The organism is Micrococcus cohnii (assembly GCF_014205175.1).
Taxonomy (GTDB): Bacteria; Actinomycetota; Actinomycetes; order Actinomycetales; family Micrococcaceae; genus Micrococcus; species Micrococcus cohnii.
On the sequence record NZ_JACHNA010000001.1, the window covers coordinates 579,388 to 601,704 of the forward strand.

A 22,317-nucleotide genomic window follows, 5' to 3' on the forward strand; every position below is an offset into this window, starting at 1 on the left:
CGTCGAGGCGGGACGAGTCGCTCCCGCACCGACGCGCACTCCCGAACACCCCGAAAGGGTCCCCCGTGACTGAGATCTCCACCGTGGCCGTCATCGGCCTCGGCTACATCGGCCTCCCGACCGCCGCGATCCTCGCGGAGAACGGCGTGCGCGTGCACGGCGTCGACGTCTCCGACCGCACCGTCGAGGCCGTGAACGCCGGGCGCGTGCCGTTCGTCGAGCCGGACCTGGCCGACTTCGTCTCCCGCGCCGTGGACAAGGGCCTGCTCAGCGCCTCCACGCAGACGCCGCCGGCGGACGCGTACATCGTGGCGGTGCCGACCCCGTTTAAGGACGGGCATCAGCCCGATCTGAGCTACATCGAGGCCGCCGCACGCGGACTCGCCCCGCAGCTGCGCGGAGACGAGCTCGTCATCCTTGAGTCCACCTCGCCGCCGGGGGCGACCGAGCACATGGCCGAGGTCATCTACGCCGAGCGTCCCGAGCTGCGGGAGCCCGGCGTCGACGTCGCGCACTGTCCTGAGCGCGTGCTGCCCGGCCGGGTCATGGTGGAGCTGGTCACCAACGACCGCATCGTTGGCGGCTCCACCCCGGAGGCTGCTCAGCGCGCCGAGAGCCTGTACCGCACCTTCTGCAAGGGCGAGATTCTGCTGACCGACTGCCGCACCGCGGAGATGGCCAAGCTCGTGGAGAACTCGTTCCGTGACGTGAACATCGCCTTCGCCAACGAGCTGTCGGTCATCTGCTCTGAGCTCGGCATCGATGTGTGGGAGCTCATCGAGCTGGCGAACCACCATCCGCGTGTGAACATCCTCCAGCCCGGCCCCGGCGTGGGCGGCCACTGCATCGCGGTGGACCCGTGGTTCATCGTGGACGCGGCTCCGAGCACGGCGCGACTGATCCGTTCGGCGCGCGAGATCAACGACGCGAAGCCGCAGTGGGTCATCGACCAGGTCAAGGCCGCCGCCTTCGACGTGCAGCAGCAGACCGGCCGCGCACCGCGCGTCGCCGCCCTGGGCCTGGCGTTCAAGCCGAACATCGACGATCTGCGCGAGTCCCCGGCCCTGAACATCGTGGACAGCATGGCCGAGCAGTTCACCGGCTCGCAGATCCTGGTGGCCGAGCCGCATGTGGACGAGCTCCCGCCGCGCCTGCAGGGTCGCGAGAACATCACGTTCCTCGACGCGTCCGAGGCCGTGGAGCAGGCCGATATCGTCCTGCTGCTCGTGGACCACGATGCCTTCGGCCAGCTCGGCGCTGCCGCCGCGGGCAAGCGCGTGATCGACACGCGCGGCCAGTGGCGCGCCCAGCAGGGCTGAGCCCCGCCTGATCCGACGTCGGCGCGTCCTTCTGGTCCACGGGAGGGCGCGCCGTCGGCGTCCGGGACGAGGCGTGCCCGGGCGGTCGCGTCAGCGACGCCGCCAGGACGGGTCGAGCACGTGCGCCGGCCCGGAGCACAGGACGGCCAGGGCCGCGTCGAGGGCCGCTCGCGCCCCGGTCCGGGCGTGCTCGATCGCTCGGCGTGTCGGCGCGGGCAGGCCCGGCCCGCCGTGGACCGGGCTCTCGCGCAGCGCGGCACGCAGGGTCTCGCCCACGTCCGAAGCGGCCCGGTCCAGGGGCAGACAAAACTCAGCGCGTCCGAGCTGGGCGTAGTGCGCGCTCACCTTGGGGTCGTAGGACAGGCCCACGGCGGGCCCGCCGAGGCAGTGTCGCAGCAGACTCGCGTGCAGGCGCATCGCCACGAGCGCCGCGGCCCCGCCGAGCACGTGCAGCAGATGGCCGTGCGGTGCATCGGCCGGCAGCAGGGCCACCGGCACTCGTCCGGCGGCGGTTTCGACGAGGGCCTCGTACTCGTCCTCATCGGTGGGTTGCATCGCGACGAACCACAGGCCCAGACCGCACTGCCGGGCCACGTCGACCACCGGGCCGAGGCAGGCACGCGGCCCGCGCGGGTCCAGACCCGCCGACGGCGCGTCCCAGGGACGCAGGTTCACCGCGATCCACCCCGGGGCGTCCGGGCCGGTCGGCACCGCGCCGTCCTGCCCGTCGGGCGCGCCGGGGTGGGAACCGGATGCGTGGAGATCGGGCAGCTGCAGCGCGTGGACGACGTCGGGGGCGACCGTCACCGTGGCCGGCCACGCCTGGCTCATCGGCTCCAGCAGGCGGCGGGATGCGTCATCGCGCACGCTCACGAGGTCGGCCTGCATCCCGGTCAGGTGCACCGCTGCCCGGGCGGCGGGGTCGGTCAGCGGTCCCACGCCCATGCCGTGCACCACGACCCGGCCTCCATGGGCGCGGACCATCAGCGGCAGCTGGGCCAGATGGGCGGGGGAGTAGCGGGTGCCGGTGAAGGTCCCGGCCAGGCCTCCGGCCCGAGCGATCGAGTAGTCGTGCCAGTGCCCGCCCGGGCCCAGCAGCACTCCACTGGACCGGGCGGCCCAGGCCTCGGCCTCGCGCAGGTCCGCGCGGGCGAACGCCTGGACGCCGTGTTCGCGCTCGACCGCGGCCGGATCCACGGCGGCGACGACGGGCACCACGTCTTCGCGAGTGCGCTCCAGCCGCTCGAGGAGCGTGCGCAGCAGCAGCTCGTCGCCGATGTTGCCGGCGCCGTAGTACCCGGAGATCAGCACGGTGCGTCCAGGACTGTCCGCCTCGGGGGACTGCGCCCCGGGCCCGGCCTGCTCCGGTGCGCCGGGCCGGGTCTCGGCAGGCTCGGCGACGCTGAGGTTGGGGACCGGTCGGGCAGCCGTGGACAGCGCCGTGGCCAGGAATGCGGTCAGCCGGTCCCGCAGGTCGGCGGGGCCGGCTGCGTCCGTCAGGCACACCGCCGCGTCGACGCCGAGCGAGGCATTGGGCACGGCGGCCGAGGGGTCGCGGACCAGAGCCGCTCGCACGAGGCCGTCGCGTTCCAGTCCTCGGGCGCACTCGGGTGTGGGACGCAGCCGCCGCCCCGCGAACAGCACCACCTGCGGCCGGGCACGCTGGACAAGGCGTTCCAGCGGTGCCAGATCCACCTTCAGAGCGATGCCCCGGGCACCGGGCACCTCGTGCACGACGTCGTCGTGGCGCGCGACGTTCACCTCGAGCACTCGGTGGCCGAGCGCGTGCAGCGCGTCCACGACGGCTCGGTCCTCGTCCGCGTGCGGGTGCCTGCCGCCGTGCACCACCGCGATGCGCACCGGAGCCTGACCGAGCGGGGCTCGATCGTGCCGGGCCCGGGCCCGGCACCGCGCGGTCTCGAACCAGGCCGGCAGCAAGGCTCCGGCGTCGCTGGCCGAGCAGAAGAGTTCGCGATCGGACCGCGCCCGACCCGGACCCGCGTCGGTGTCCTGGCCGCCGCCGTTGAGGCGTGCGCGTGCCTCGGCGGCCGTGCCCGCGCGCAGCAAGCGCGGGGCGAACACGTCGGGCCGGTCGACGTCCTGCCAGCGGGGGGTCAGCACACGATCGGCCGCGCACAGCGCGTGACCGGTCAGGGCCGAGTGCACGCGGTGCCCGCGGATCGTGACCGGCTCGAGCAGCACTCGCCGCCGGCGCAGAGCGGCGCACAGCTGGGCAAGGTCCGCCTCGCGCAGCGTGGCCGGGTCGAGGCGCTCGGCCGGTGCTTCGGACTCGGCGCCGCCCTCGCCGTCCACGCGGGGGCTCGGAGCCCAGGCTCGCAGATCCGGTGCCTGGTCGTCGGTGGGGGCCACGCCCACGACGGCCGGCCGAGAGAGGGGAGACGTTCGCCGCACCAGGTCGAGGAACTCGCGTTCGACCAGGGCCGGCACGTGCACGGCGTCGCCCAGGCTGTGCAGCAGACCGGACCGTCGGACGATGCCCGGGCCGACGCACACGACCAGGTCGACTGCCTGCGCCTGCGCGCGGGTGAGCGGCTCGTCGCGCAGCAGCAGGAGCGTGGCGATGCCGGCCTGTCGCAGTGCGCGCGCCGCGGCGACGTCCACGCCGACGCCTTCAGCGAGGACCAGCACGTCGGCCCCGGCCTGCCTGAGGGCGGGCACGGCCCGCCGCGGATCGATCAGCCACGACCAGGCGCCGGTGGCCGGATCTGCGATCTCGTCGACCGCCTCAGGACCCCAGAGCGCCGGCTCGGCTCCGTCGGCGTGCAGCTGCCGCAGCATCACGTCGAGGCCCGAGAACCGGGAGGGCTGACGCGCGTGCACGACCGCCACCCCGTGCATCGTGCCCGGCTCCGCCGTGACTGGCCTGTCGGCGGGCTCGGCCGCGCAGACCGTCGCGGTGAGCGCCGCGGACGCGGCAACCGCACCGCAGGTGGGCGCGTCGCCGTGGTCGGGGCCCGTCGTCGGCGTCGCGTCGAACCGCGTGAACCACAGGGCGCGTTCGCTGGCGTCCATTCGCCGCCAGTCCTCCTCGCCGGCGGCGAGCGCCTCGAATGCCATCACCCGGGCGGCCGCGCTGAAATGCGCATCGAACCGGCGTGACACGCCGGCGCTGAGCTCGTCGAGCGTCCCCTCGGCCAGGGCACGGGCGATCCAATCGTCCGCGTCGGCCACGGAATCGCAGACCGGCAGCTCGGGGAACGAGGCGATCGGCTCGGCGCCGGGACTGATGGAGACGATCGGCAGTCCCATCGCCGCGTACTGGACGACGCGACTGGGCAGCTCGAAACGCCCGAGCGCGTCCAGGCCGTCGAACCAGGTCGGTGAGCCACGGTGGTCGGCGAAGAACTGCGGGATGTTCAGCGCGAGTCGAGCGCGGGCGCCGGCGGCCACGACCTCGGCGTCCGTGTCGAGGAACCCCGCGCTGAGTCCGGCCGGGTCCTCCTCCACGCTCCCGTACACCCGCACGTCGTGTCGCATTGCCGCCAGCTGCGCATAGCGCCGCCGGCGCACCGGCCCGGCGAGGTTGCCCAGGAACATCACCGTGGCCTCCGCGGGCTGGCGGCCATAGACGTGGGGGAAGGCGATGTGATCGGTCCAGAACGGCAGGTTGACGCCCGTCGGCCGGCCGACCTGCTCTTCGTAGAACGCGAGCACGCGGGCGTCGCCGCAGTGCAGCACCAGGTCGTAGTCCTCGGGGGCCGACCGGTAGGACAGCCCGTAGAGCACCGGGTCGTCCGAGAGCCACGTCGCCAGCTGTCCGCCCGTGGCCCGCAGCGCCGCGAGCACCGGAGGGGGAGCGGAGGCAGGACGGAACACCAGGATCCAGTCCGGGCGGAACGCGCGGATGCGTTCCAGATGCGGTCCCGCGACGCGGAAGACTCGTTGCGGGTCGGCGACGTCGACGCCGCGGCCGAAGCGCCCGGTCGCGTAGACCTCGTGCCCGGCCGCGATGAACGCGCGCTCGAGGGAGGCGGTGACGTGAGCCTCCTGGATGGCGTCGAAGAACACGATTCTCATGGCACGGCTCACTCTATCCGGGCGCCCTAGAGTGGAGTGGTCGAGGAGCCCGGATCGGCCCCCGATCCACCGGGGTCCCCGTCGCATGAGGGGCGCCCGCGACCGCACAGCACCGCCGAGCCGCAGGAGACGACTGATGCCCCGCCGTCCGCTGACCTCCGTCCCGTGGGGGCGTCACGCGAGCCTGACCGCCCAGACCGTGGCCGAGCACGCGGTGGACGACCCCCTGCTGCTGGTGCTCCAGGGATCCCGTCGACTCCCCGCCGCCGTGCGCACGCCGGCCGCGCGCCTGATCGGTGCGCTGGGCCGCGGGATGGCCACGCTTGCCCCGGCCCGAGGAGTGGGGTCGGTCGTCAGCGCGGTGAGCGAGCACATGCTCGGCCGCACCCCGCGGGCGCTCGAGCGGCTCGACGGCCCGGCCGCGGGCGGTCTGGTGGGTCGCGCCGACGCCTCCGTGCTGCTCGGCGATGACGCGCAGGCGCAGCGGCTGCTCGAGCGGGTCCCCGAGGATCGACGCGGGGCGCCGTGGCACGCCGTGGCCGCGCGCCTGGCGCTGCACCGCGGTGACCTCGACGGCGCCGTCGCGTACGCGGGCCGGCATCGGGTCAACCGGGCCTTGCGCCGGCGCATGGCCGGCGAACGGGAGGCCTTCACGGGGCACCGTCCGAGCCTGCCGGCCACGCCCGACTATGCGCCGCTGCCGGGACGTGTGTTGCACGTGCTGACCAACTCCCTGCCGCACACCTCCAGCGGCTACGCCCAACGCAGCCATTCGACCCTCACCGCCCTCGACGCGGTGGGCGTCCAGGTGCGGGCCGTGACGCGGCCGGGCTACCCGACGGTGGTCGGGGTGCCGTGGGCCAGCGCCGAGGACCGGATCGGCCAAATCGTCTACCGGCGTCTGCTCCCGCACCGACTGGGCCAGGGCACAGCCGCGAGGATCGACCAGCACGCTCGCCTGCTGGCCGCCGAGGTCGAGCGTTTCCGGCCCGAGGCGCTGCACACCACCACCCACTTCGTGAACGCCGTCGCGGTGCGCGCCGTGGCCAAGGCCTACGGCATCCCCTGGGTGTACGAGGTGCGCGGCCAGCTCGCGGACACCTGGGCGTCCAAGCGCACGGCCTCCGCCCTGTCCTCCCAACGGTACGCCGCGTTCGTGGCCGCCGAGGCCGAGGCCGCCTGCAGCGCCGACGCCGTCGTGACCCTCGGGGCGACCATGGCGCGCCGCCTGGTCGAGGCGGGAGTGTCCGAGGACCGGATCACCGTGTGCCCCAACGCGGTGGGCGAAGCCTTCCTCGACGAGCCCCCGGCCCGGGTTCACGCGCGAGCCCGTCTCGGTCTGGACCCCGAGCACGTCTACGTGGGCACCGTGTCCTCGATCGTCGGATACGAGGGGCTTGATGACCTGCTGCGCGCCGTCGCGCTGATCGCCCCCCGGTTCCCCCGGCTGCGCGTGTCGATCGCCGGTGACGGCGTCAGCCTGCCCGGGCTGCGCGCGCTCGCCGAGGAGCTGGGCATCGCGCACCTGTGCCGTTTCCCCGGCCGGATCGCCCGGCCCGAGGCCGTGTGGGAGCAGGCCAGCCTCGACGTGTTCGTCGTGCCGCGCAAGGACCTGCCCGTCACCCGGGCCGTGACCCCGATGAAGTCGATCGAGGCCTCGGCCTTCGCACGCCCCGTCGTCGCCTCCGATCTGCCGGCCCTGGCGGAGCTGGTCGAGGACGGCGTGACGGGCCGGCTCGCGCCCGCGCAGGACCCCCGGGCGCTGGCCGAGGTGCTCGCCGAGCTGGTGGCCGACCCGGAGCTGCGGGCCCGTCTGGGCGAGGGGGGGCGGGCCTGGGCCCTGTCCACCCGGACGTGGGCCGCCAACGCGCGGCGGTATGCGCAGGTCTACCGAGAGCTGGGGGTCCGCCTGCCCCGGACCTGAGCCGGGCGCCGTTCAGCGTGTGCCGAGCACCGCGTCGGCCAGGCGTGGCAGCACGACGCGGTCGGCCAGGTGCTCGCGCACGAATGCGGCGGCGTCGGCGGCTCGCTCGCGGCGGACGTCCTCGGTGGCGGTGGCCTCCCGGATGAGCGCGGTCAGCTGATCGACGTCGGCGGCGAGCCAGTGCCGCGGATAGATGAGGTCCGCCCCGGGCCAGGCCAGCGCGAGGGGCACGGCGCCGGCGAGGGCCGCGTCCGGCAGGGTGAAGTGGAACGACTCGAAGTCCGAGACGGACAGAGCCACGCCCACCCGCTCGTACCACGCGGTCATGTCGGGGCCGTGCGGGTCGAAGGCGACCGCCTCGGAGAGCGGAGCGTGCTCGCAGCGGGAGAACTGCCGCGCGTAGTAGGCGCGTTCTGCTTCCCGCCCGGACATCCAGCCGGACTCGTCCGGGCGGTGCCCGCGCACCCGCAGCCGCCAGGGCGTCTCGGGATCGGCCTGGCTCAGGGCTGCCGCGACGTCCAGGGCTCGGTGCAGGCCCTTGCGCGCCGGCAGCATGCCGACCAGGCCGAGCGTGTGTCGCCGGGTCGTCGAGAGCTCCTGACGGCGCGGGGAAGGCCCGGGGAGCTGGACGGCGTTGGGAACCACCAGGGTCCGCGCCGCGGGCACACCATGGTCGCGCACGAGCGCGGCTCGCACGTGCCCGGCCACCGCGACGACCGCGTCGAGGCGTGCATGCCGCACCCGCGCGGGGAAATCCGTGGTGACCTCTTGCAGATGGGCGCGTGCGGTGACCCGGACGCGGCGCGGGGCGTGGCGGGAGTACCAGACGGCGTTGCCGAGCATCCACTCGCAGAGCACGACGTCGGCCCAACCGGCCAGAGCTCGGGAGGCGTCCACGTCGTGGCGGGCATGGCCGTGCCACCGGTCGATCCGCACCTCGTGGCCGGCCCCGCGCAGGTGGTCGACGAGTCCTGCAGCGAACTTCAGGTCGTGCCCGGCGACCACGACGCGGCGCGGTTCCGCGATCACGCGGGCCGAGGGCCGTTCGGGGGTCGGGAGCGGCGCCGTGGCCGAGCCGCTGGTCAGGGCGTCGTCGAGCTGCGCCAGTCGCCCGGATCGGCCGGCATCGCGCAGCGAGTCAGCCGTCGGCCAATGCTGGTCGCCGCGGTGCAGCGGCCAGGCAGAAGGATCGAGTTCGCCGAGCGCAGCCACGTCGAGGACGGGCCGGTGCGCCGCCTGCGCCACACGGTGCCAGGCACCGTGCTGCCCGGTCTCGCGCGGGCCCACAAGCACGACTCGCTCGGCGAGCCCGGCCAGGGCGGCACGATGTCCCGGCGCGGGCTCGTGGACCCATCGCACACCGCGGCGGCGCAGGTCTGCCGGCGGCGTCGGGACGGCGCCCTGCGTGACCACGACCGTGCGCGACGCCGACCTGGAGCGCCGGCCGGAGGAGTCCGTCCCGGAGGCGTTCGGCCCCCAGGAGGCGGCACCGTGGCGCGCGTCGAGCAGCTCGCTGAGCCGCACGGACCCTGCCTGGCCCGGGCCGCCGGGCGGCAGCACGAGCAGCAGCACGTCCTGGGCGCCGATCGACGCATCGGCGCTCAGCCGGTCCGGCAGACCGAGCCAGCGCAGCAGGGACGGAGCCGGAGGCAGCGGCGTCGGCAGAAGGCCGCGGTCGATCGGCGCGTCGGGCTCGGCGGGCCAGAGCCGGGCCGGCGGATCAGGCAGGCCGCGTGCGTGGCGGGTGAGGGACTCGCCGAGGTCGAGACGGCGGCGCAGGGCGCGGCGCGCATCACCGGTGATGCGTGTGCCACGGGTCCTTGCCGCGCGGGCCAGGCGTCGGACCGAGGAGCTCGGCTCACTCACGGCGCCGTGTGGCCGGTCGGCTCGTGGCCGTCGGCCCAGTCGATTCGCGTCAGGGCGGTGGCCTCGAGGCATTTCTGCCGGTGGATGCGCGCCTGCTTGAGCCGGTCGCGGCCCAGCATGATCGTGTACTTGCGGTACGCGTCCACGACCTCGTCCGGATCCCCGTCCATCGTCAGCTCGCCACGCTCGATCCACACCACGCGTGTGCACATTTCCCGGATCGTGCCGAGGGAGTGACTGACCAGGAACACGCAGCCGGCCTGCTCGCGCAGGTGGTCGATGCGGCGGCGGGTGCGTTCGCGGAACTGGGCGTCGCCGGTGTTCAGCGCCTCGTCGATCACGAGGATGTCCGGGTCCACCGAGGTGGCGATCGCGAACTGCAGGCGGGCGGCCATGCCGGAGGAGTACGCCTTCAGCGGCAAGGAGAGCGCGGTGTCGTCGAGGCCGGAGAGCTCCACGATCTGGTCGCGTTTCTTCGCGGCCGTCGCGGCGGACATGCCCATCGCCAGGCAGCCGAGCAGGATGTTGTCCTCGCCGGAGACCTGCCGGACCAGGGCGGCGTTGACCCCGAGCATGATGGGCGTGCTCGTGGCGTACACCGACCCCGCCGTCGGCTGCATCTGCCCGGTGATCAGCTTCATGAGCGTCGACTTGCCCGAGCCGTTCGTGCCGATCACGCCGACGGACTCGCCGCGCCGGACGAGCAGGGACAGCGGCCTGAGTGCCTCGACCGTGCTGGTCGTCATGCCCGAGGCCCGGCGCCGGCGCGCCCCGGCGCCCTGGCCGCGCACGAGGGACTCCGCGGCGCGCACGGTGTAGGTCATCCCGACCTCGTCCAGCACCACCGCGCTCTGCCCGTCGGGCACGCTGATGTGCTCGGTCGGGCGGGCGGGAGCCGTCCGCCGTCGTGTGCCGCGGGCCGCGGTCGCAGGCGCGTCCTTCTGCTGGGGCATGTCAGTCACCGCTCCTCTCCGTAGCTCTGCTCGGCCCGCCAGAACACGACGGTGCCCACCACGAGCAGCACGGTCGTCCAGGCGAGAATCACGAGCCAACGCTCGAGCGGCGCGACGGTGCCGTAGAGCATCGACTGGCGCGCGATGTCCAGCACGCAGTACATCGGGTTCAGGTGCATCATCGTCACCAGAGCCGGGTGGTTCTCGAAGCGTTCGATGCTGAAGAACACCGCCGAGAGGTACAGCCAGATGCGCGTGCCGAAGTTCACGAGGTTCGACACATCCGCCCAGCGGGCCACGAGCCGGGCCAGCAGCAGCGAGAGCCCGACGTTGAAGAGCGTCTGGAGCAGCAGCAGTGGGATCAGCAGCAGCCACAGGAACGTGATGTGCTCCAGCGGCGGGATCACCAGCACGAGGACGACCATCGTCGCCAGCGTGGGCAGGAAGACCAGCAGCTCGCGCATGTTCGTCGCGAGCACCAGCGTCGCTCGAGGGAAGCGGAAGGCCCGCACGATCGCCATGTTCGAGGAGATCGCCCGGGAGCCGGCGCCGATCGCCTGCGAGGTGTAACGGAACATGAACACGCCGACGATCAGATACGCGACGAAGTTCTCGATGCCACGGCCGGTGCCCAGCAGCAGGCCGAACACGAAGTAGTAGGTGGCCCCGTTCAGGATCGGGTTCAGCACCATCCACAGTCGGCCCAGCGAGTTGACGGAGTTGCCGCTGGCGATGCGGGAGCGGGAGTCGAAGAGGATGAACGAGCGGTAGTCCCACAGCGACCTCAGATACGCGCCGAGCGGAGGACGGCCTCCGACGCGGGCGAGGCCGTCGGCCGACACCCGGTGGTGGCGGACGGGCGCTCGCGTGGCGGTGCGGGCTTCGGAGCCAGTCATCGAACTCTCACCTTCCGGCCGGACGTGCGGGTCTGGCCCCGCGGGAGCTGTAGTGGCCGATTCTACCCGCGCGGGGCCCTGTCGTAGACTCGCACACGTCGACGTCCCGCCCGCCGGCGGGGCCGACAGCCGGGCGAGCGCGGACCGTCTCTGCACCATGTGGGCCCGGGAGCACGCCGACCCTCAGGAGAGCATCGTGAAGAAGATCATGCCGATCTACGGCACCCGCCCCGAGGCGATCAAGGTCGCACCGATCGTCAAGGCGCTGCAGGCCGATGAACGCTTCGACTGCGTCGTCGCCGTGACCGGGCAGCACCGCGAGATGCTCGACCAGGTCAACCAGCTGTTCGGCATTGAGCCGGACCACGACCTGGACATCATCCAGCCCCGCCAGACCCTGAACTCGATCTTCGCGAAGATCCTCGACGGCATGGACCGCATCCTGTCCGAGGAGAAGCCGGACGCCGTCGTCGTCCAGGGCGACACGACCACGTCGACGGCGGGCGCGATCGCCGCGTTCAACCTTCAGATCCCCGTCGTCCACGCCGAGGCTGGACTGCGCAGCTTCGACATCATGTCGCCGTTCCCCGAGGAGGCCAACCGCAAGATCACCTCCCAGATCGCGGCCCTGCATTTGGCGCCGACGCGCGTGTCCAAGGCGAACCTGCTGCGCGAGGCCGTCGTGGAGTCCGACGTGTACGTCACCGGCAACACCGTGATCGACGCCTTGCTCGAGGTCGTCGACAAGAAGATCCCGTTCACGGACCCGCAGCTGGCCGAGGTGGCCGCCACGGTCGAGGACGGCACGAAGGTCGTGCTGGTCACCACCCACCGCCGGGAGAACCAGGGTGAGGCCATGCGCGGGGTCGGCCGCGCCCTCGCCCGGCTGGCCGCGGGCAACGAGGACGTGCTCTTCGTGCTGCCGGCGCACAAGAACCCGGTCGTCCGAGAAGCCGTTCTGCCGTACCTGGAGGGCCTGCAGAACGTGGTGGTCACCGAGCCGCTGGCCTACGGCGAGTTCACGCACATGCTCTCGCTGGCGAACGTCGTGCTGACCGACTCCGGGGGCGTTCAGGAGGAGGCGCCGGGCCTGGGCAAGCCGGTGCTCGTGATGCGCGAGAACACCGAGCGCCCCGAGGCCGTTGAGGCCGGCACCGTGCGCCTGATCGGCACGGCCGAGGATGTCGTGGTCGAGCAGGTCCAGACCCTGCTGCACGACGAGGCGGCTTACACGGCGATGGCCAATGCTGTGAACCCCTACGGCGACGGCAAGGCGGCCGAGCGCACCGTCTCGGGCATCGCGCAGCTGCTCGGGGTCGGCGAGCGCATGCCGGCCTTCGACGACGGTCTCGGTCGGGACTGAGGGCCCGCCGGCTTCAGGAGCGCTCCGGACCGGTCAAGAGCGCTCCTGGCTGGTCAAGAGCGTTCCGGGCCGGTCGATGTCGGCGGGGGCGGCACCACGGTCGGCAGCGCGCCGGTGCGCGGCCCGCCGGGCGTGACCGGACGGTTCGTCTCCGGCGCCCGCAGCCACGCCAGGGCGCCGATCGCCAGCACCGCGCCGGTGGCCAGGAACGCCCACTGCCAGCCGAAGGCGTCGGCCAGGGCTCCGGCGATCAGAGGCCCGGTGATCGCCCCGAGATCGGCTGACATCTGCGCGGTGGACATGACCGGTCCGGCCTTGCGGTCCTGGCCCACCATGTCCGAGATGGCCGCCTGCTGGGGCGAGTTCAGGGTGCCCGTGCCCGCGCCCGCGAGCAGACACGCCAGTAGGAACAGCAGCGGCGAGCCGACCAGGCCGATCACCGAGGTGAACACCGCCGTGGTGGTCAGGCCCAGCAGGATCAGCGGCTTGCGCCCGTGGACGTCGGACAGCCGGGAACTGAACGTCACGGCGGTGACGTTGCCGGCGGCGAAGAGGGAGAGCGACAGCCCGGCCATCATCGCGCCGTCGACGTGCCAGCCGCCGATCGCCGCCGTCGTGAACGCCCCGGCGGCGTACAGGGGAGTGATCGCATTGCGCACGCCGAACGTCGCCCAGCCGTTCGAGAAGAAGGACGTGAGCACGGCTCGATACGCAGGCAGGCGCACGGCCTCGCCCAGGGGCATCGACGGGCGGGCGTCGCCGTCCGCGCGGTCGGCCAGGCGCACGTCTTTCAGCTGGACGAAGACCAGCCCGGCGGCGGCCACCAGCGCGGTGCCGTAGATCAGGAACGGGATGCGGAAGCCGAACACCGACAGGACCGAACCGACGATCGGACCGACGATGTTGCCGATCAGGAACGCGGAGGCGTACGCACCGGAGACGCGGCCACGCATGGCCGGAGGGGACTTGCGTGCCAGGAAGGCCATGGCCGAGACGGTGAACAGCGTCGAACCGATCCCGCCGAGGGCGCGGAAGGCGATCAGCTGCTCGAAGGTCTGCGCGAACGCGGTCAGGAACATCGATGCGGCGACGATGAGCACGCCCGCCATGTAGACCGAGGTCTCGCCGAGCCGATTCGTGAGGCGCCCGGAGACGGGTGCGAACAGCAGTCGAGTCAGGCCGAACGCAGAGACGACGGCGGCGGCCGCGGTCGCGGAGGCGTCGAAGGAGTGGGCGTATTGCGGCAGCAAAGGAGCGATCAGCCCGAACCCGATGGCGATGATGAACGCCGCCCCCACGAGGACACGGATCTCACGGGGCAGGGGTGGCCGGTGTGTCCGGGAGGTGCGGGCAGGCATGGCCGGATTGTCGCACATGTCACGTCTGGCGGGCGCCAGGCTGGACGTCCCGGCTCTGCGTCAGTCGGGACCGCGGTCGGGGACTGTGAAACACTGGCCCGGTGGAAATCGTGCTCATCATCGCAGTAGTCATCGCCCTCGCCGTCGGGCTCGCCCTCGTGGGCCTGCTCGACCGCCGTCCGGCGCCGCCGAAGCACGCCTATCCGGAGGTCCGCGACGCGGACGACCCGGAGCCCGGCGGCTCCCACGCGGCCGTCCTCGAGCAGGACCCCGACACCGCGGCGGCAGTCGATCAGGACGTCGACGGGACCCCGGTCGAGGAGGAAGCCGCCGAACCGCAGGTCCAGCTCGAGCGGCCGGAGGCGGCCGGCACCCGCCTGCAGCGTCTGCGCGCGCGCCTGCTGAAGTCGAACAACGTCTTCGGCAAGGGCCTGCTGGCTCTGCTCAGCCGGGACACGATCGACGAGGAGGTGTGGGACGAGGTCGAGGAGACCCTGCTCATGGCGGACCTCGGCACCGAGCCGACGCTCGAGCTCGTCGAGCGGCTGCGTGACCGTGTGCGCGTGGAGGGCACCCAGGACGCCGATCAGGTGCGTGCCATGCTCCGTGAGGAGCTGCTGACCATGGTCGACCCGTCGATGGACCGCCGCCTCGAGGCCTCGCGCAAGGGCGACCGCCCGGCCATCACGATGGTCGTGGGGGTCAATGGCGTCGGCAAGACCACGACCGTCGGCAAGCTGGCCCGCGTGCTCGTTGCCGAGGACCGCAGGGTCGTGCTCGGCGCGGCGGACACCTTCCGCGCCGCCGCGGCCGAGCAGCTGGCCACGTGGGGCGCTCGCGTCGGCGTGGACACCGTCCGTTCGGAGAAGGAGGGCGCCGACCCGGCGTCGGTCGCCTTCGAGGCCGTCGACGAGGGCATCCGCCAGGAGGCCGATGTCGTGCTGGTCGACACCGCCGGCCGACTGCAGAACAAGGCCAACCTCATGGACGAGCTGGGCAAGATCAAGCGCGTCATCGAGAAGCGCGGCGAGGTCGACGAGGTGCTGCTCGTCCTCGACGCGACGACCGGCCAGAACGGCCTGAACCAGGCCAAGGTGTTCGCCGAGGTCGTGGACGTGACCGGCATCGTGCTGACCAAGCTGGACGGCACCGCCAAGGGTGGCATCGTCGTCGCGATTCAGCGCGAGCTGGGCGTGCCGGTGAAGCTTGTCGGCCTCGGCGAGGGCCCGGACGACCTCGCCCCGTTCACCGCCGAGGGCTTCGTGGACGCGCTGCTGGCTGAGTGAACCGCGCCCGGGTCTCAGGCCCGGTCGACGCCGACGGCGTCCCTCCAGGTTGCTACCCTGGTGGGGCGCCGTCGGCGTCTGCGCCCTCGTCACGTATGTGCGGGCGAGGCCGTGCGTGGCGCTGTACGAGCCCAGCACGGGCGTCTCGCCGCAGGGCGGGGCGGCCCTGTCCGTATCCGCTTCCTAAGGACCTCATCCGCCGTGTTCAACTCCCTGTCTGATCGTCTGTCCAGCACCTTCAAGAACCTGAAGGGCAAGGGTCGGCTGACCGAGGCGGACATCGACGCCACCGCGCGCGAGATCCGCCGGGCCCTGCTCGATGCGGACGTGGCGGTCCCGGTCGTGCGCTCGTTCATCGCGGGCGTCAAGGAGCGGGCGCTGGGCGAGGAGGTCTCCCAGGCGCTGAACCCCGGCCAGCAGGTCGTGAAGATCGTCAACGACGAGCTCGTGACGATCCTCGGCGGCGAGACCCGGCACATCCAACACGCCAAGACAGGCACGACGATCATCATGCTCGTGGGCCTGCAGGGCGCCGGCAAGACGACCCTGGCGGGCAAGCTCGCCCACCAGCTCAAGTCCCAGGGCCACACTCCGCTGCTCGTGGCCTGCGACCTGCAGCGGCCCAACGCCGTCAAGCAGCTGCAGGTCGGCGGCGAACGGGCCGGGGTGCCCGTCTTCGCTCCGCACCCCGGCGTGTCGAGCGAGTTCGAGGCCGCCACCGGCGACCCCGTTCAGGTGGCCCGGGACGGTGTGGCGGAGGCCAACAGTCGCTATCACGACGTCGTCATCATCGACACCGCCGGTCGACTCGGCGTGGACCAGGAGCTCATGCAGCAGGCCTCGGACATCCGCGCCGCGGTGAACCCCAACGAGGTGCTGTTCGTCATCGACTCGATGATCGGCCAGGACGCGGTGGCGACGGCCCAGGCCTTCAACGAGGGCGTCGGATTCACCGGCGTGGTGCTGACGAAGCTCGACGGCGACGCGCGCGGCGGCGCCGCCCTGTCCGTGCGGCATGTCACCGGCAAGCCGATCATGTTCGCCTCGACCGGCGAATCCCTCAAGGACTTCGAGGTCTTCCACCCGGACCGCATGGCCTCGCGCATCCTCGACATGGGCGATGTGCTTTCGCTGATCGAGCAGGCCGAGCAGAACTGGGACCGCGGCGAGGCCGAGAAGATGGCCAAGAAGTTCGCCGATCAGGAGGACTTCACCCTCGATGACTTCCTGAGCCAGATGCAGCAGCTCAAGAAGATGGGCTCGATGAAGAAGATGCTCATGATGATGCCGGGGGCCCAGGGCATGCGGCAGCAGCTTGAGCAGTTCGACGAGAGGTCCATCGATCGCGTCGAGGCGGTCATCCGTTCCATGACCCCTCATGAGCGCGTCGCCCCGAAGATCATCAACGGCTCCCGCCGTGCTCGCATCGCGAAGGGCTCGGGTGTGCAGGTCTCCGAGGTGAACGCGCTGCTCGAGCGATTCGGTCAGGCCCAGAAGATGATGAAGAAGATGGCCTCCGGCGGTGGCATGCCCGGCATGCCCGGCATGCCGGGCATGGGTCCGGGCCCCGGCAAGGGCGGCGGCAACCGCAAGAAGGGCAAGGGCGGGAACAAGAACAAGGTGAAGTCCGGCAATCCGGCCAAGGCCGAGGCCGAGCGCAAGGCCCTGGCGGAGCGGCAGGCGAAGCAGGCCCAGAGCCCCGGCTCGATGTTCGGGCAGAACGGGTTCGACCCGGAGAGCTTCAGCCCGCAGGATCTGAACCTGCCCTCCGGCTTCGAGAAGTACCTGCGCGATCGCTGACCTGCTGGGCGGCGCCGGCGCGCGGTGCGGGTCGACGTGTGCGCGGAACCGATCTCTGGCATAATGGCAGGGCACTGGACCGCGTCGGACGACCCTCTATCCTCCCCGCGGTCCCGTCCCGCAGCCAGGTTGTGCCGGATGCCCCCACGTCCCGAGCCTGATCGTTGCACCCCAGACCAGAAACAGGAGTAACCACCAACGTGGCTGTCAAGATTCGACTGAAGCGCATGGGCAAGATCCGTGCACCGCACTACCGCGTCGTCGTCATGGACTCGCGCACTCGCCGCGATGGCCGTGCCATCGAGGAGATCGGCAAGTACCACCCGACCGAGGAGCCCTCGTTCATCGAGATCAACTCGGAGCGCGCCCAGTACTGGCTCTCCGTCGGCGCCCAGCCGACCGAGCAGGTCGCCGCACTGCTGAAGGTCACCGGCGACTGGCAGAAGTTCAAGGGCGAGGCCGGCACCGAGGGCACGCTCAAGACGAAGGCCGAGAAGGAGGCCTTCGTGGCCCCCGAGAAGGGCTCGGTGCTGCTCCCGGAGAAGCCGAAGGAGGAGCCCGCTGAGGCCGAGTCGTCCGAGGCTGAGTCGGCGGAGACCGCTGAGGCCCCCGCCGAGGAGTCCGAGGCCGAGAAGGCCGAGTGAGCATGCTCGCCGAGGCCCTCGAGCACCTGGTGCGCGGCATCGTCGACACGCCGGAGGCGGTGCGCGTGGACACGCGGCGTCAGCCCCGGGGCGAGAAGCTCGAGGTGCGTGTCGATCCGGCCGACCTCGGCCGCGTGATCGGCCGCCAGGGACGCACCGCGTCCGCTCTGCGGGCGGTGCTCGACGGCCTGGCCGGCCACCCCGTCCGCATGGATGTGGTGGACACCGACCGCCGTTGAGCCTCGGCATGCGAGCACGCCGCGTGAGCGTCTCGACATCGGCCCGCCGCCGTTCCTCTCGACCCGGTCGAGGACGGGACGACGGCGGGCCTTCGTCATCTCGGGACGACCGAGCACCGTTCCGACCAGCCCGCACCGTCCCTCTGTCCCGTCATCTCGAGAGGTCTGCCATGCACTCCACCGACAATCCTGAGGATCAGGTCCGCCTCGCCCGTATCGGCAAGCCGCACGGGATACGCGGGGAGGTGACGGTGCAGGTCTTCACCGACGAGCCGGACGCCCGTTTCGCCCCCGGCAATGTGGTCGCGGTGCGATCGCAGTCCCCGGGCGCACCGGCGCATCTGACCGTCAGCCGCGCCCGCTGGAACAAGCAGATCCTCGTGCTCGGATTCCAGGAGATCTCCGATCGCAACGGGGCCGAGGCCCTGCGTGGAAGCCAGCTCTTCGGTTCGGTGCAGGACCGTGACGACGATGACTCCTGGTACGAGGAGGACCTGCTCGACCTCGAAGTGCACGTGGACGGGCGTCGGGTGGGTGTGGTCACCGGGCTGCTTACGGGAACGGTCCAGGACCTGCTGCAGGTCGCCGTCGACGGACAGGATGAGCCGGCGCTCGTGCCGTTCGTCGAGCAGATCGTGCCCGAGGTCGACGTTGAGGCCGGGGTCGTCGTGGTCACCCCGCCGCCGGGACTGTTGGCCGTCAACGCGCCGGATCCGGGCGAGGAGCCCGGGCGTCCCGACGGCGAACGGGAGGGCTGAGCGGTGCGCATCGACGTCGTCTCGATCTTCCCGGAGTACCTGGCGGCACTGGAGCTGTCCCTGATCGGGCGGGCCCGCCAGGACGGCCTGCTGGACGTGCGGGTGCATGATCTGCGCGAGTTCACCTTCGACCGGCACCGCACCGTCGACGACACCCCGTACGGCGGGGGCGCCGGCATGGTGATGAAGCCCGAGCCGTGGGCGCTGGCGCTCGAGTCCATCGCCGATGACGCGGCCGCGAGCGGTGTGGCCGACCGGCCGACGCTGCTGGTGCCCACGCCCTCCGGTGAGGTGTTCCGACAGGCGACGGCGGCGCAGCTGGCCGAGCAGCAGCACCTGGTGATCGCGTGCGGACGGTACGAGGGCATCGACGAGCGGGTGTTCGACTGGGCCTCGGAGCGGTTCGACGTGCGTCTGGTGAGCCTCGGCGACTATGTGCTCAACGGCGGGGAGGTCGCCGCCCTCGCCATGGTCGAAGCGGTCGGGCGCCTGCTGCCGGGAGTGGTCGGCAATCCCCACTCGCTCGTCGAGGAGTCCCACTCCGACGGGCTGCTCGAGTACCCGGTGTACACCAAACCCGCCCAGTGGCGCGGCCACGAAGTGCCGCCGATCCTGCTCTCGGGCGACCACGGGCGTATCGCGTCCTGGCGGCGCGAGCAGCAACTCGAGCGGACGCGGGCACGTCGTCCTGATCTGCTCTCGGACTGACCTGTCTGAGCTGTGGGTGAGGGTCGAGCCGATCGTCGCCGCTGATCCTCGCCTCGCGGGCCGGCATGGTGTGGCACAATGGGTCCCTGCGTCTGCTGGGCGTCGGTCCTGCCACAGGGGGACGGCGTCGACAGTGAGACCGCCGGGGACGACACTCCGTCGACCCGGTCACACCGCGTGACGGGCACCGCGCCGCACCTGCCTCGGGACTGCGTGCGCTCCGCCCGCCTCTGACAACGTGGGGGACCTGTGGCGCCCGCGTAGGAGAATGCGATCATGCACATTCTTGATTCCTTCGACTCTGCCTCGCTGCGCTCTGACGTCCCGGAGTTCGCTCCGGGCGACACCGTGAAGGTCCACGTGAACATCGTCGAGGGCAAGACCTCGCGTATCCAGGTGTTCCAGGGCTTCGTCATGGGCCGCCAGGGCCATGGCGTGCGCGAGACCTTCCGCGTGCGCAAGGTGTCCTTCGGCGTGGGCGTGGAGCGCGTGTTCCCGGTCCACTCCCCGGTCATCGACAAGATCGAGGTCGTGACCAAGGGCGACGTGCGCCGCGCGAAGCTCTACTACATGCGCGACCGCCACGGCAAGGCCGCCCGCATCCGCGAGAAGCGCGCCGACGCGAAGTGATCCCGTGCGGGACGGGCCGTCAGGTTCGTTCCGTGTGTCGGGACGCGATGTCGTGATGACGAGAACAGAGCCCCGTGACCCGCAGCGGTCACGGGGCTCTGTCGCGTTGGGGGCGGCGGGCACGCACACGCCGACGATCGACACCACGGACGGTCGGGAGCCTCGGGACCCGGCATGGTGGCTGTGGGCGCTCGGGCTGACGGTCGTGATCGCCGTCGTGGCCGCTGCGGTGCTCCGGGCCCTGCTCGGGCCGGTGTTCCTGGTGCCCTCGGCCTCGATGGAGCCGACTCTGCGGCCCGGCGACCGGGTGCGTGTGGACAGCTCGGTCGAGGGTGGGCAGGGCCTGCGCCGCGGCGACGTCGTGGTCTTCGACGGGGCCGGCAGCCTGGCGCCGTACACCGGCCGCACGTCCCTCGAACGAGGCCTGGAGGACGTCGCCGCGTTCTGGGGCTTCCGCGCGCGGCAGGACGTGTACGTCAAACGCGTCGTGGGGCTGGCGGGGGACCGGGTCGAGTGCTGCGACGATCAGGGTCGGATCACGGTCGACGGGCAGCCGCTCGAGGAGCCGTACCTGGGGCGCACGATCACCGCTGACGATCCCGCCAGCCGCACGCCGTTCTCCTTCGAGGTCCCCGCGGGCCGCATGGTGGTGCTGGGGGACAACCGGGAGGCCTCAGTGGACTCGCGCTCGTTGCTCGGCGCGCCCGGCGGCGGTCTCATCCCCGTCGAGAAAGTCACCGGTCGCGTGGAGTCGATCGCGTGGCCGTGGACCCGGCGGCAGTCGGTCCCGGCCAGCGAGGACATGCCGTGAGCGCCGCAGCGGCACGACCGCGGCTGCGTGCGGTCGGACTCGTCATGCTGGCCGTGCTCGTGGCCGCGCTGGTGCTCAAGGCCTGCGTGGTGCGCACCTTCGTGATCCCGTCGGCGTCCATGGAGCCGACCCTGCGCGCCGGCGATCGCGTGGCCGTCAGTCTGATCACCGATGAGGTGCGCCGCGGCGACGTCATCGTCTTCGAGGACACGAAGGGGTGGCTTCCCGCGCCGCCGCCGCGTTCGGCCATGATGAACGCCGTGCGGTTCCTGGGACTGGCGCCCGCCACGGGCGACGAGCATCTCGCCAAACGGGTCGTCGGCCTGCCGGGAGACACTGTGAGCCACCGGCCGGGCGAGCCGTGGCTGCGCGTCAACGGCGTTCCGCTGTCCGAGCCCTATCTGCATGCGGACGCTCCTGCAGCGGACCGCGCGTTCGAGGTGCAGGTGCCGCCGGGGCGGCTGTGGGTGCTCGGCGACCACCGCACCCGTTCGGTGGACTCCCGTCATCATCGCGGCGGGCCCGGCGACGGTTTCATCAGTCTCGACGACGTCGTGGGACCGGTCGAGGCGCGGGTGTGGCCCATTGACCGGTGGGCGCTCGTGGACGGCGACGGGACGGGCACCGAGACGGAGCGGGCGCAATGAGCGCGGACCTGCACCTGGAGAACGACCTGGCCGTCCGCCTGGACGGGCCCGGGCCGCACCTGGTGGCGGGCATGGACGAGGTCGGCCGTGGTGCGCTGGCCGGGCCGGTCGTCGTGGGCGCGGCCGCCGTGTGGATCGGCGACGACACCGATGCCGGGGCGGGCGCCGTCAGGCAGCCGGTGCTGCGGGACTCCAAGGCGCTGACGGACCGGCGCCGCCGTGCGCTCGTGCCTGAGATCCGGGCGTGGGCCGCCGGCGTCGGGATCGGTGAGGCACGGGCGGGAGAAGTCGATGAGCTCGGCATCACCGGGGCCCTGGCGCTGGCAGGGAAGCGGGCGTGGGAGCAGCTGAGGCAGGCGGCCGGCACGGTGCCCCACGCGCTGATCCTCGACGGCCGGGACGACTGGCTGACCCGTCACGGGGCGGGGGTGCCGCGCCCGAGCATGCAGGTCAAGGCCGAGGACCTCTCAGCGACCGTCGCCGCCGCTGCGATCTGCGCGAAGGTGCACCGCGACGACCTGATGATCGCCCTCGACGCCGAGCACCCGCAGTACGGCTGGGCCCAGAACAAGGGGTATGGCGCGGCGGTGCACCGGGCCGCGCTGCTGGAGCACGGGACGAGCCCGTACCATCGGCTGAGCTGGAACCTGGGCGTGCCCGGCACGGGACCGGCCGCCCTGTTCGCCATGGACGTGACACGCGGAGCAGGAGAAGCATGAGCCAGGACGACATCGAGGACTACGAGGCCGAGTCCGAGCTGCAGCTCTACCGCGAGTACCGGGACGTCGTCTCACTGTTCCGCTACGTCGTGGAGACCGAGCGGCGGTTCTATCTGGCCAACGACGTGACGCTCACGCCGCGGCAGTCCGGCGCGGACGTGTACTTCGAGCTGACCCTCGAGGACGCGTGGGTGTGGGACGTCTATCGGCACGCCCGCTTCATCAAGCGCGTGCGCGTGCTGACGTTCAAGGACGTCAACATCGAAGAGCTGCCAGTCGCCCCCGAGCTGTCCGTGCCGACCGAGGAGCCCGGGACCACGGAGCAGGGCCCCGGCCGCACCTGAGCGATTCGGCCACC

At 72.0% G+C, this 22,317-nt stretch carries 19 protein-coding genes; 14 read left to right on the top strand and 5 right to left on the bottom strand.

What is annotated here, in order from left to right; translation table 11 throughout:
• The first annotated feature begins 65 nt into the window (after positions 1–65).
• The gene (wecC, locus tag HDA30_RS02725; protein ID WP_184241041.1) at positions 66–1,319 is read left to right on the top strand and encodes a UDP-N-acetyl-D-mannosamine dehydrogenase; all 1,254 of its coding nucleotides are present in this window, start codon (positions 66–68) and stop codon (positions 1,317–1,319) included.
• Positions 1,320–1,409: 90 nt separating this feature from the next.
• On the opposite strand, the gene HDA30_RS02730 is transcribed toward wecC, so the two are convergent.
• Positions 1,410–5,357, bottom strand: a complete 3,948-nt coding sequence (locus HDA30_RS02730; protein ID WP_184241042.1) for a polysaccharide pyruvyl transferase family protein — start codon at positions 5,355–5,357, stop codon at positions 1,410–1,412.
• A 136-nt stretch (positions 5,358–5,493) separates the two neighbouring features.
• On the opposite strand from HDA30_RS02730, the gene HDA30_RS02735 reads away from it, so the two are divergent.
• On the top strand, positions 5,494–7,281 hold the full coding sequence (locus HDA30_RS02735; RefSeq protein WP_184241043.1) for a glycosyltransferase family 4 protein: 1,788 nt from the start codon (positions 5,494–5,496) through the stop codon (positions 7,279–7,281).
• Positions 7,282–7,293: 12 nt separating this feature from the next.
• On the opposite strand, the gene HDA30_RS02740 is transcribed toward HDA30_RS02735, so the two are convergent.
• Genes HDA30_RS02740 through HDA30_RS02750 form a run of 3 tightly spaced genes read right to left on the bottom strand, consistent with a single transcriptional unit; the run spans position 7,294 to position 10,996 of the window.
• Positions 7,294–9,147 carry a glycosyltransferase family protein gene (locus HDA30_RS02740; protein ID WP_343059282.1) on the bottom strand — a complete coding sequence of 618 codons (1,854 nt, stop codon included), beginning with the start codon at positions 9,145–9,147 and terminating at the stop codon, positions 7,294–7,296.
• On the bottom strand, positions 9,144–10,100 hold the full coding sequence (locus HDA30_RS02745) for an ABC transporter ATP-binding protein (RefSeq protein WP_158495719.1): 957 nt from the start codon (positions 10,098–10,100) through the stop codon (positions 9,144–9,146). The genes HDA30_RS02740 and HDA30_RS02745 overlap by 4 nt, the downstream gene beginning before the upstream one ends.
• Positions 10,101–10,105: 5 nt before the next feature.
• Positions 10,106–10,996, bottom strand: coding sequence for an ABC transporter permease (locus HDA30_RS02750; protein WP_158495720.1), 891 nt, complete (start codon positions 10,994–10,996; stop codon positions 10,106–10,108).
• A gap of 196 nt (positions 10,997–11,192) precedes the next feature.
• Here HDA30_RS02750 and wecB point away from each other — a divergent pair, with 196 nt between their 5' ends.
• Positions 11,193–12,359 carry a non-hydrolyzing UDP-N-acetylglucosamine 2-epimerase gene (gene wecB, locus HDA30_RS02755; RefSeq protein WP_184241044.1) on the top strand — a complete coding sequence of 389 codons (1,167 nt, stop codon included), beginning with the start codon at positions 11,193–11,195 and terminating at the stop codon, positions 12,357–12,359.
• A gap of 53 nt (positions 12,360–12,412) precedes the next feature.
• On the opposite strand, the gene HDA30_RS02760 is transcribed toward wecB, so the two are convergent.
• On the bottom strand, positions 12,413–13,717 hold the full coding sequence (locus tag HDA30_RS02760; RefSeq protein WP_184241045.1) for an MFS transporter: 1,305 nt from the start codon (positions 13,715–13,717) through the stop codon (positions 12,413–12,415).
• A 101-nt stretch (positions 13,718–13,818) separates the two neighbouring features.
• Here HDA30_RS02760 and ftsY point away from each other — a divergent pair, with 101 nt between their 5' ends.
• The 11 genes from ftsY to HDA30_RS02815 all read left to right on the top strand — a co-directional run bounded on the left by ftsY (position 13,819) and on the right by HDA30_RS02815 (position 22,303).
• Positions 13,819–15,003 carry a signal recognition particle-docking protein FtsY gene (gene ftsY, locus HDA30_RS02765; RefSeq protein ID WP_184241046.1) on the top strand — a complete coding sequence of 395 codons (1,185 nt, stop codon included), beginning with the start codon at positions 13,819–13,821 and terminating at the stop codon, positions 15,001–15,003.
• A 201-nt stretch (positions 15,004–15,204) separates the two neighbouring features.
• Positions 15,205–16,803 (top strand): signal recognition particle protein, encoded by a 1,599-nt coding sequence (gene ffh / locus HDA30_RS02770; protein WP_184241047.1) that lies wholly within the window; start codon positions 15,205–15,207, stop codon positions 16,801–16,803.
• Between the two features lie 200 nt (positions 16,804–17,003).
• Positions 17,004–17,447, top strand: coding sequence for a 30S ribosomal protein S16 (rpsP, locus tag HDA30_RS02775; protein ID WP_158495725.1), 444 nt, complete (start codon positions 17,004–17,006; stop codon positions 17,445–17,447).
• Between the two features lie 2 nt (positions 17,448–17,449).
• The gene (locus HDA30_RS02780; protein ID WP_158496158.1) at positions 17,450–17,686 is read left to right on the top strand and encodes an RNA-binding protein; all 237 of its coding nucleotides are present in this window, start codon (positions 17,450–17,452) and stop codon (positions 17,684–17,686) included.
• A gap of 170 nt (positions 17,687–17,856) precedes the next feature.
• Positions 17,857–18,444, top strand: coding sequence for a ribosome maturation factor RimM (gene rimM / locus HDA30_RS02785; RefSeq protein ID WP_158495726.1), 588 nt, complete (start codon positions 17,857–17,859; stop codon positions 18,442–18,444).
• A gap of 3 nt (positions 18,445–18,447) precedes the next feature.
• Positions 18,448–19,152, top strand: coding sequence for a tRNA (guanosine(37)-N1)-methyltransferase TrmD (gene trmD, locus HDA30_RS02790; RefSeq protein ID WP_184241048.1), 705 nt, complete (start codon positions 18,448–18,450; stop codon positions 19,150–19,152).
• 276 nt (positions 19,153–19,428) lie between these two features.
• Positions 19,429–19,782: a 50S ribosomal protein L19 gene (rplS, locus tag HDA30_RS02795; RefSeq protein ID WP_158495728.1), complete on the top strand. Its 354-nt coding sequence runs from the start codon at positions 19,429–19,431 to the stop codon at positions 19,780–19,782.
• A gap of 55 nt (positions 19,783–19,837) precedes the next feature.
• On the top strand, positions 19,838–20,593 hold the full coding sequence (gene lepB / locus HDA30_RS02800) for a signal peptidase I (protein ID WP_184241049.1): 756 nt from the start codon (positions 19,838–19,840) through the stop codon (positions 20,591–20,593).
• Positions 20,590–21,240: a signal peptidase I gene (gene lepB, locus HDA30_RS02805; protein ID WP_343059284.1), complete on the top strand. Its 651-nt coding sequence runs from the start codon at positions 20,590–20,592 to the stop codon at positions 21,238–21,240. The genes lepB (HDA30_RS02800) and lepB (HDA30_RS02805) overlap by 4 nt, the downstream gene beginning before the upstream one ends.
• On the top strand, positions 21,237–21,959 hold the full coding sequence (locus HDA30_RS02810) for a ribonuclease HII (RefSeq protein WP_184241050.1): 723 nt from the start codon (positions 21,237–21,239) through the stop codon (positions 21,957–21,959). Before lepB (HDA30_RS02805) ends, HDA30_RS02810 begins: the two co-directional genes overlap by 4 nt.
• The gene (locus HDA30_RS02815) at positions 21,956–22,303 is read left to right on the top strand and encodes a DUF2469 domain-containing protein (RefSeq protein ID WP_158495731.1); all 348 of its coding nucleotides are present in this window, start codon (positions 21,956–21,958) and stop codon (positions 22,301–22,303) included. The genes HDA30_RS02810 and HDA30_RS02815 overlap by 4 nt, the downstream gene beginning before the upstream one ends.
• Positions 22,304–22,317: the final 14 nt, after the last annotated feature.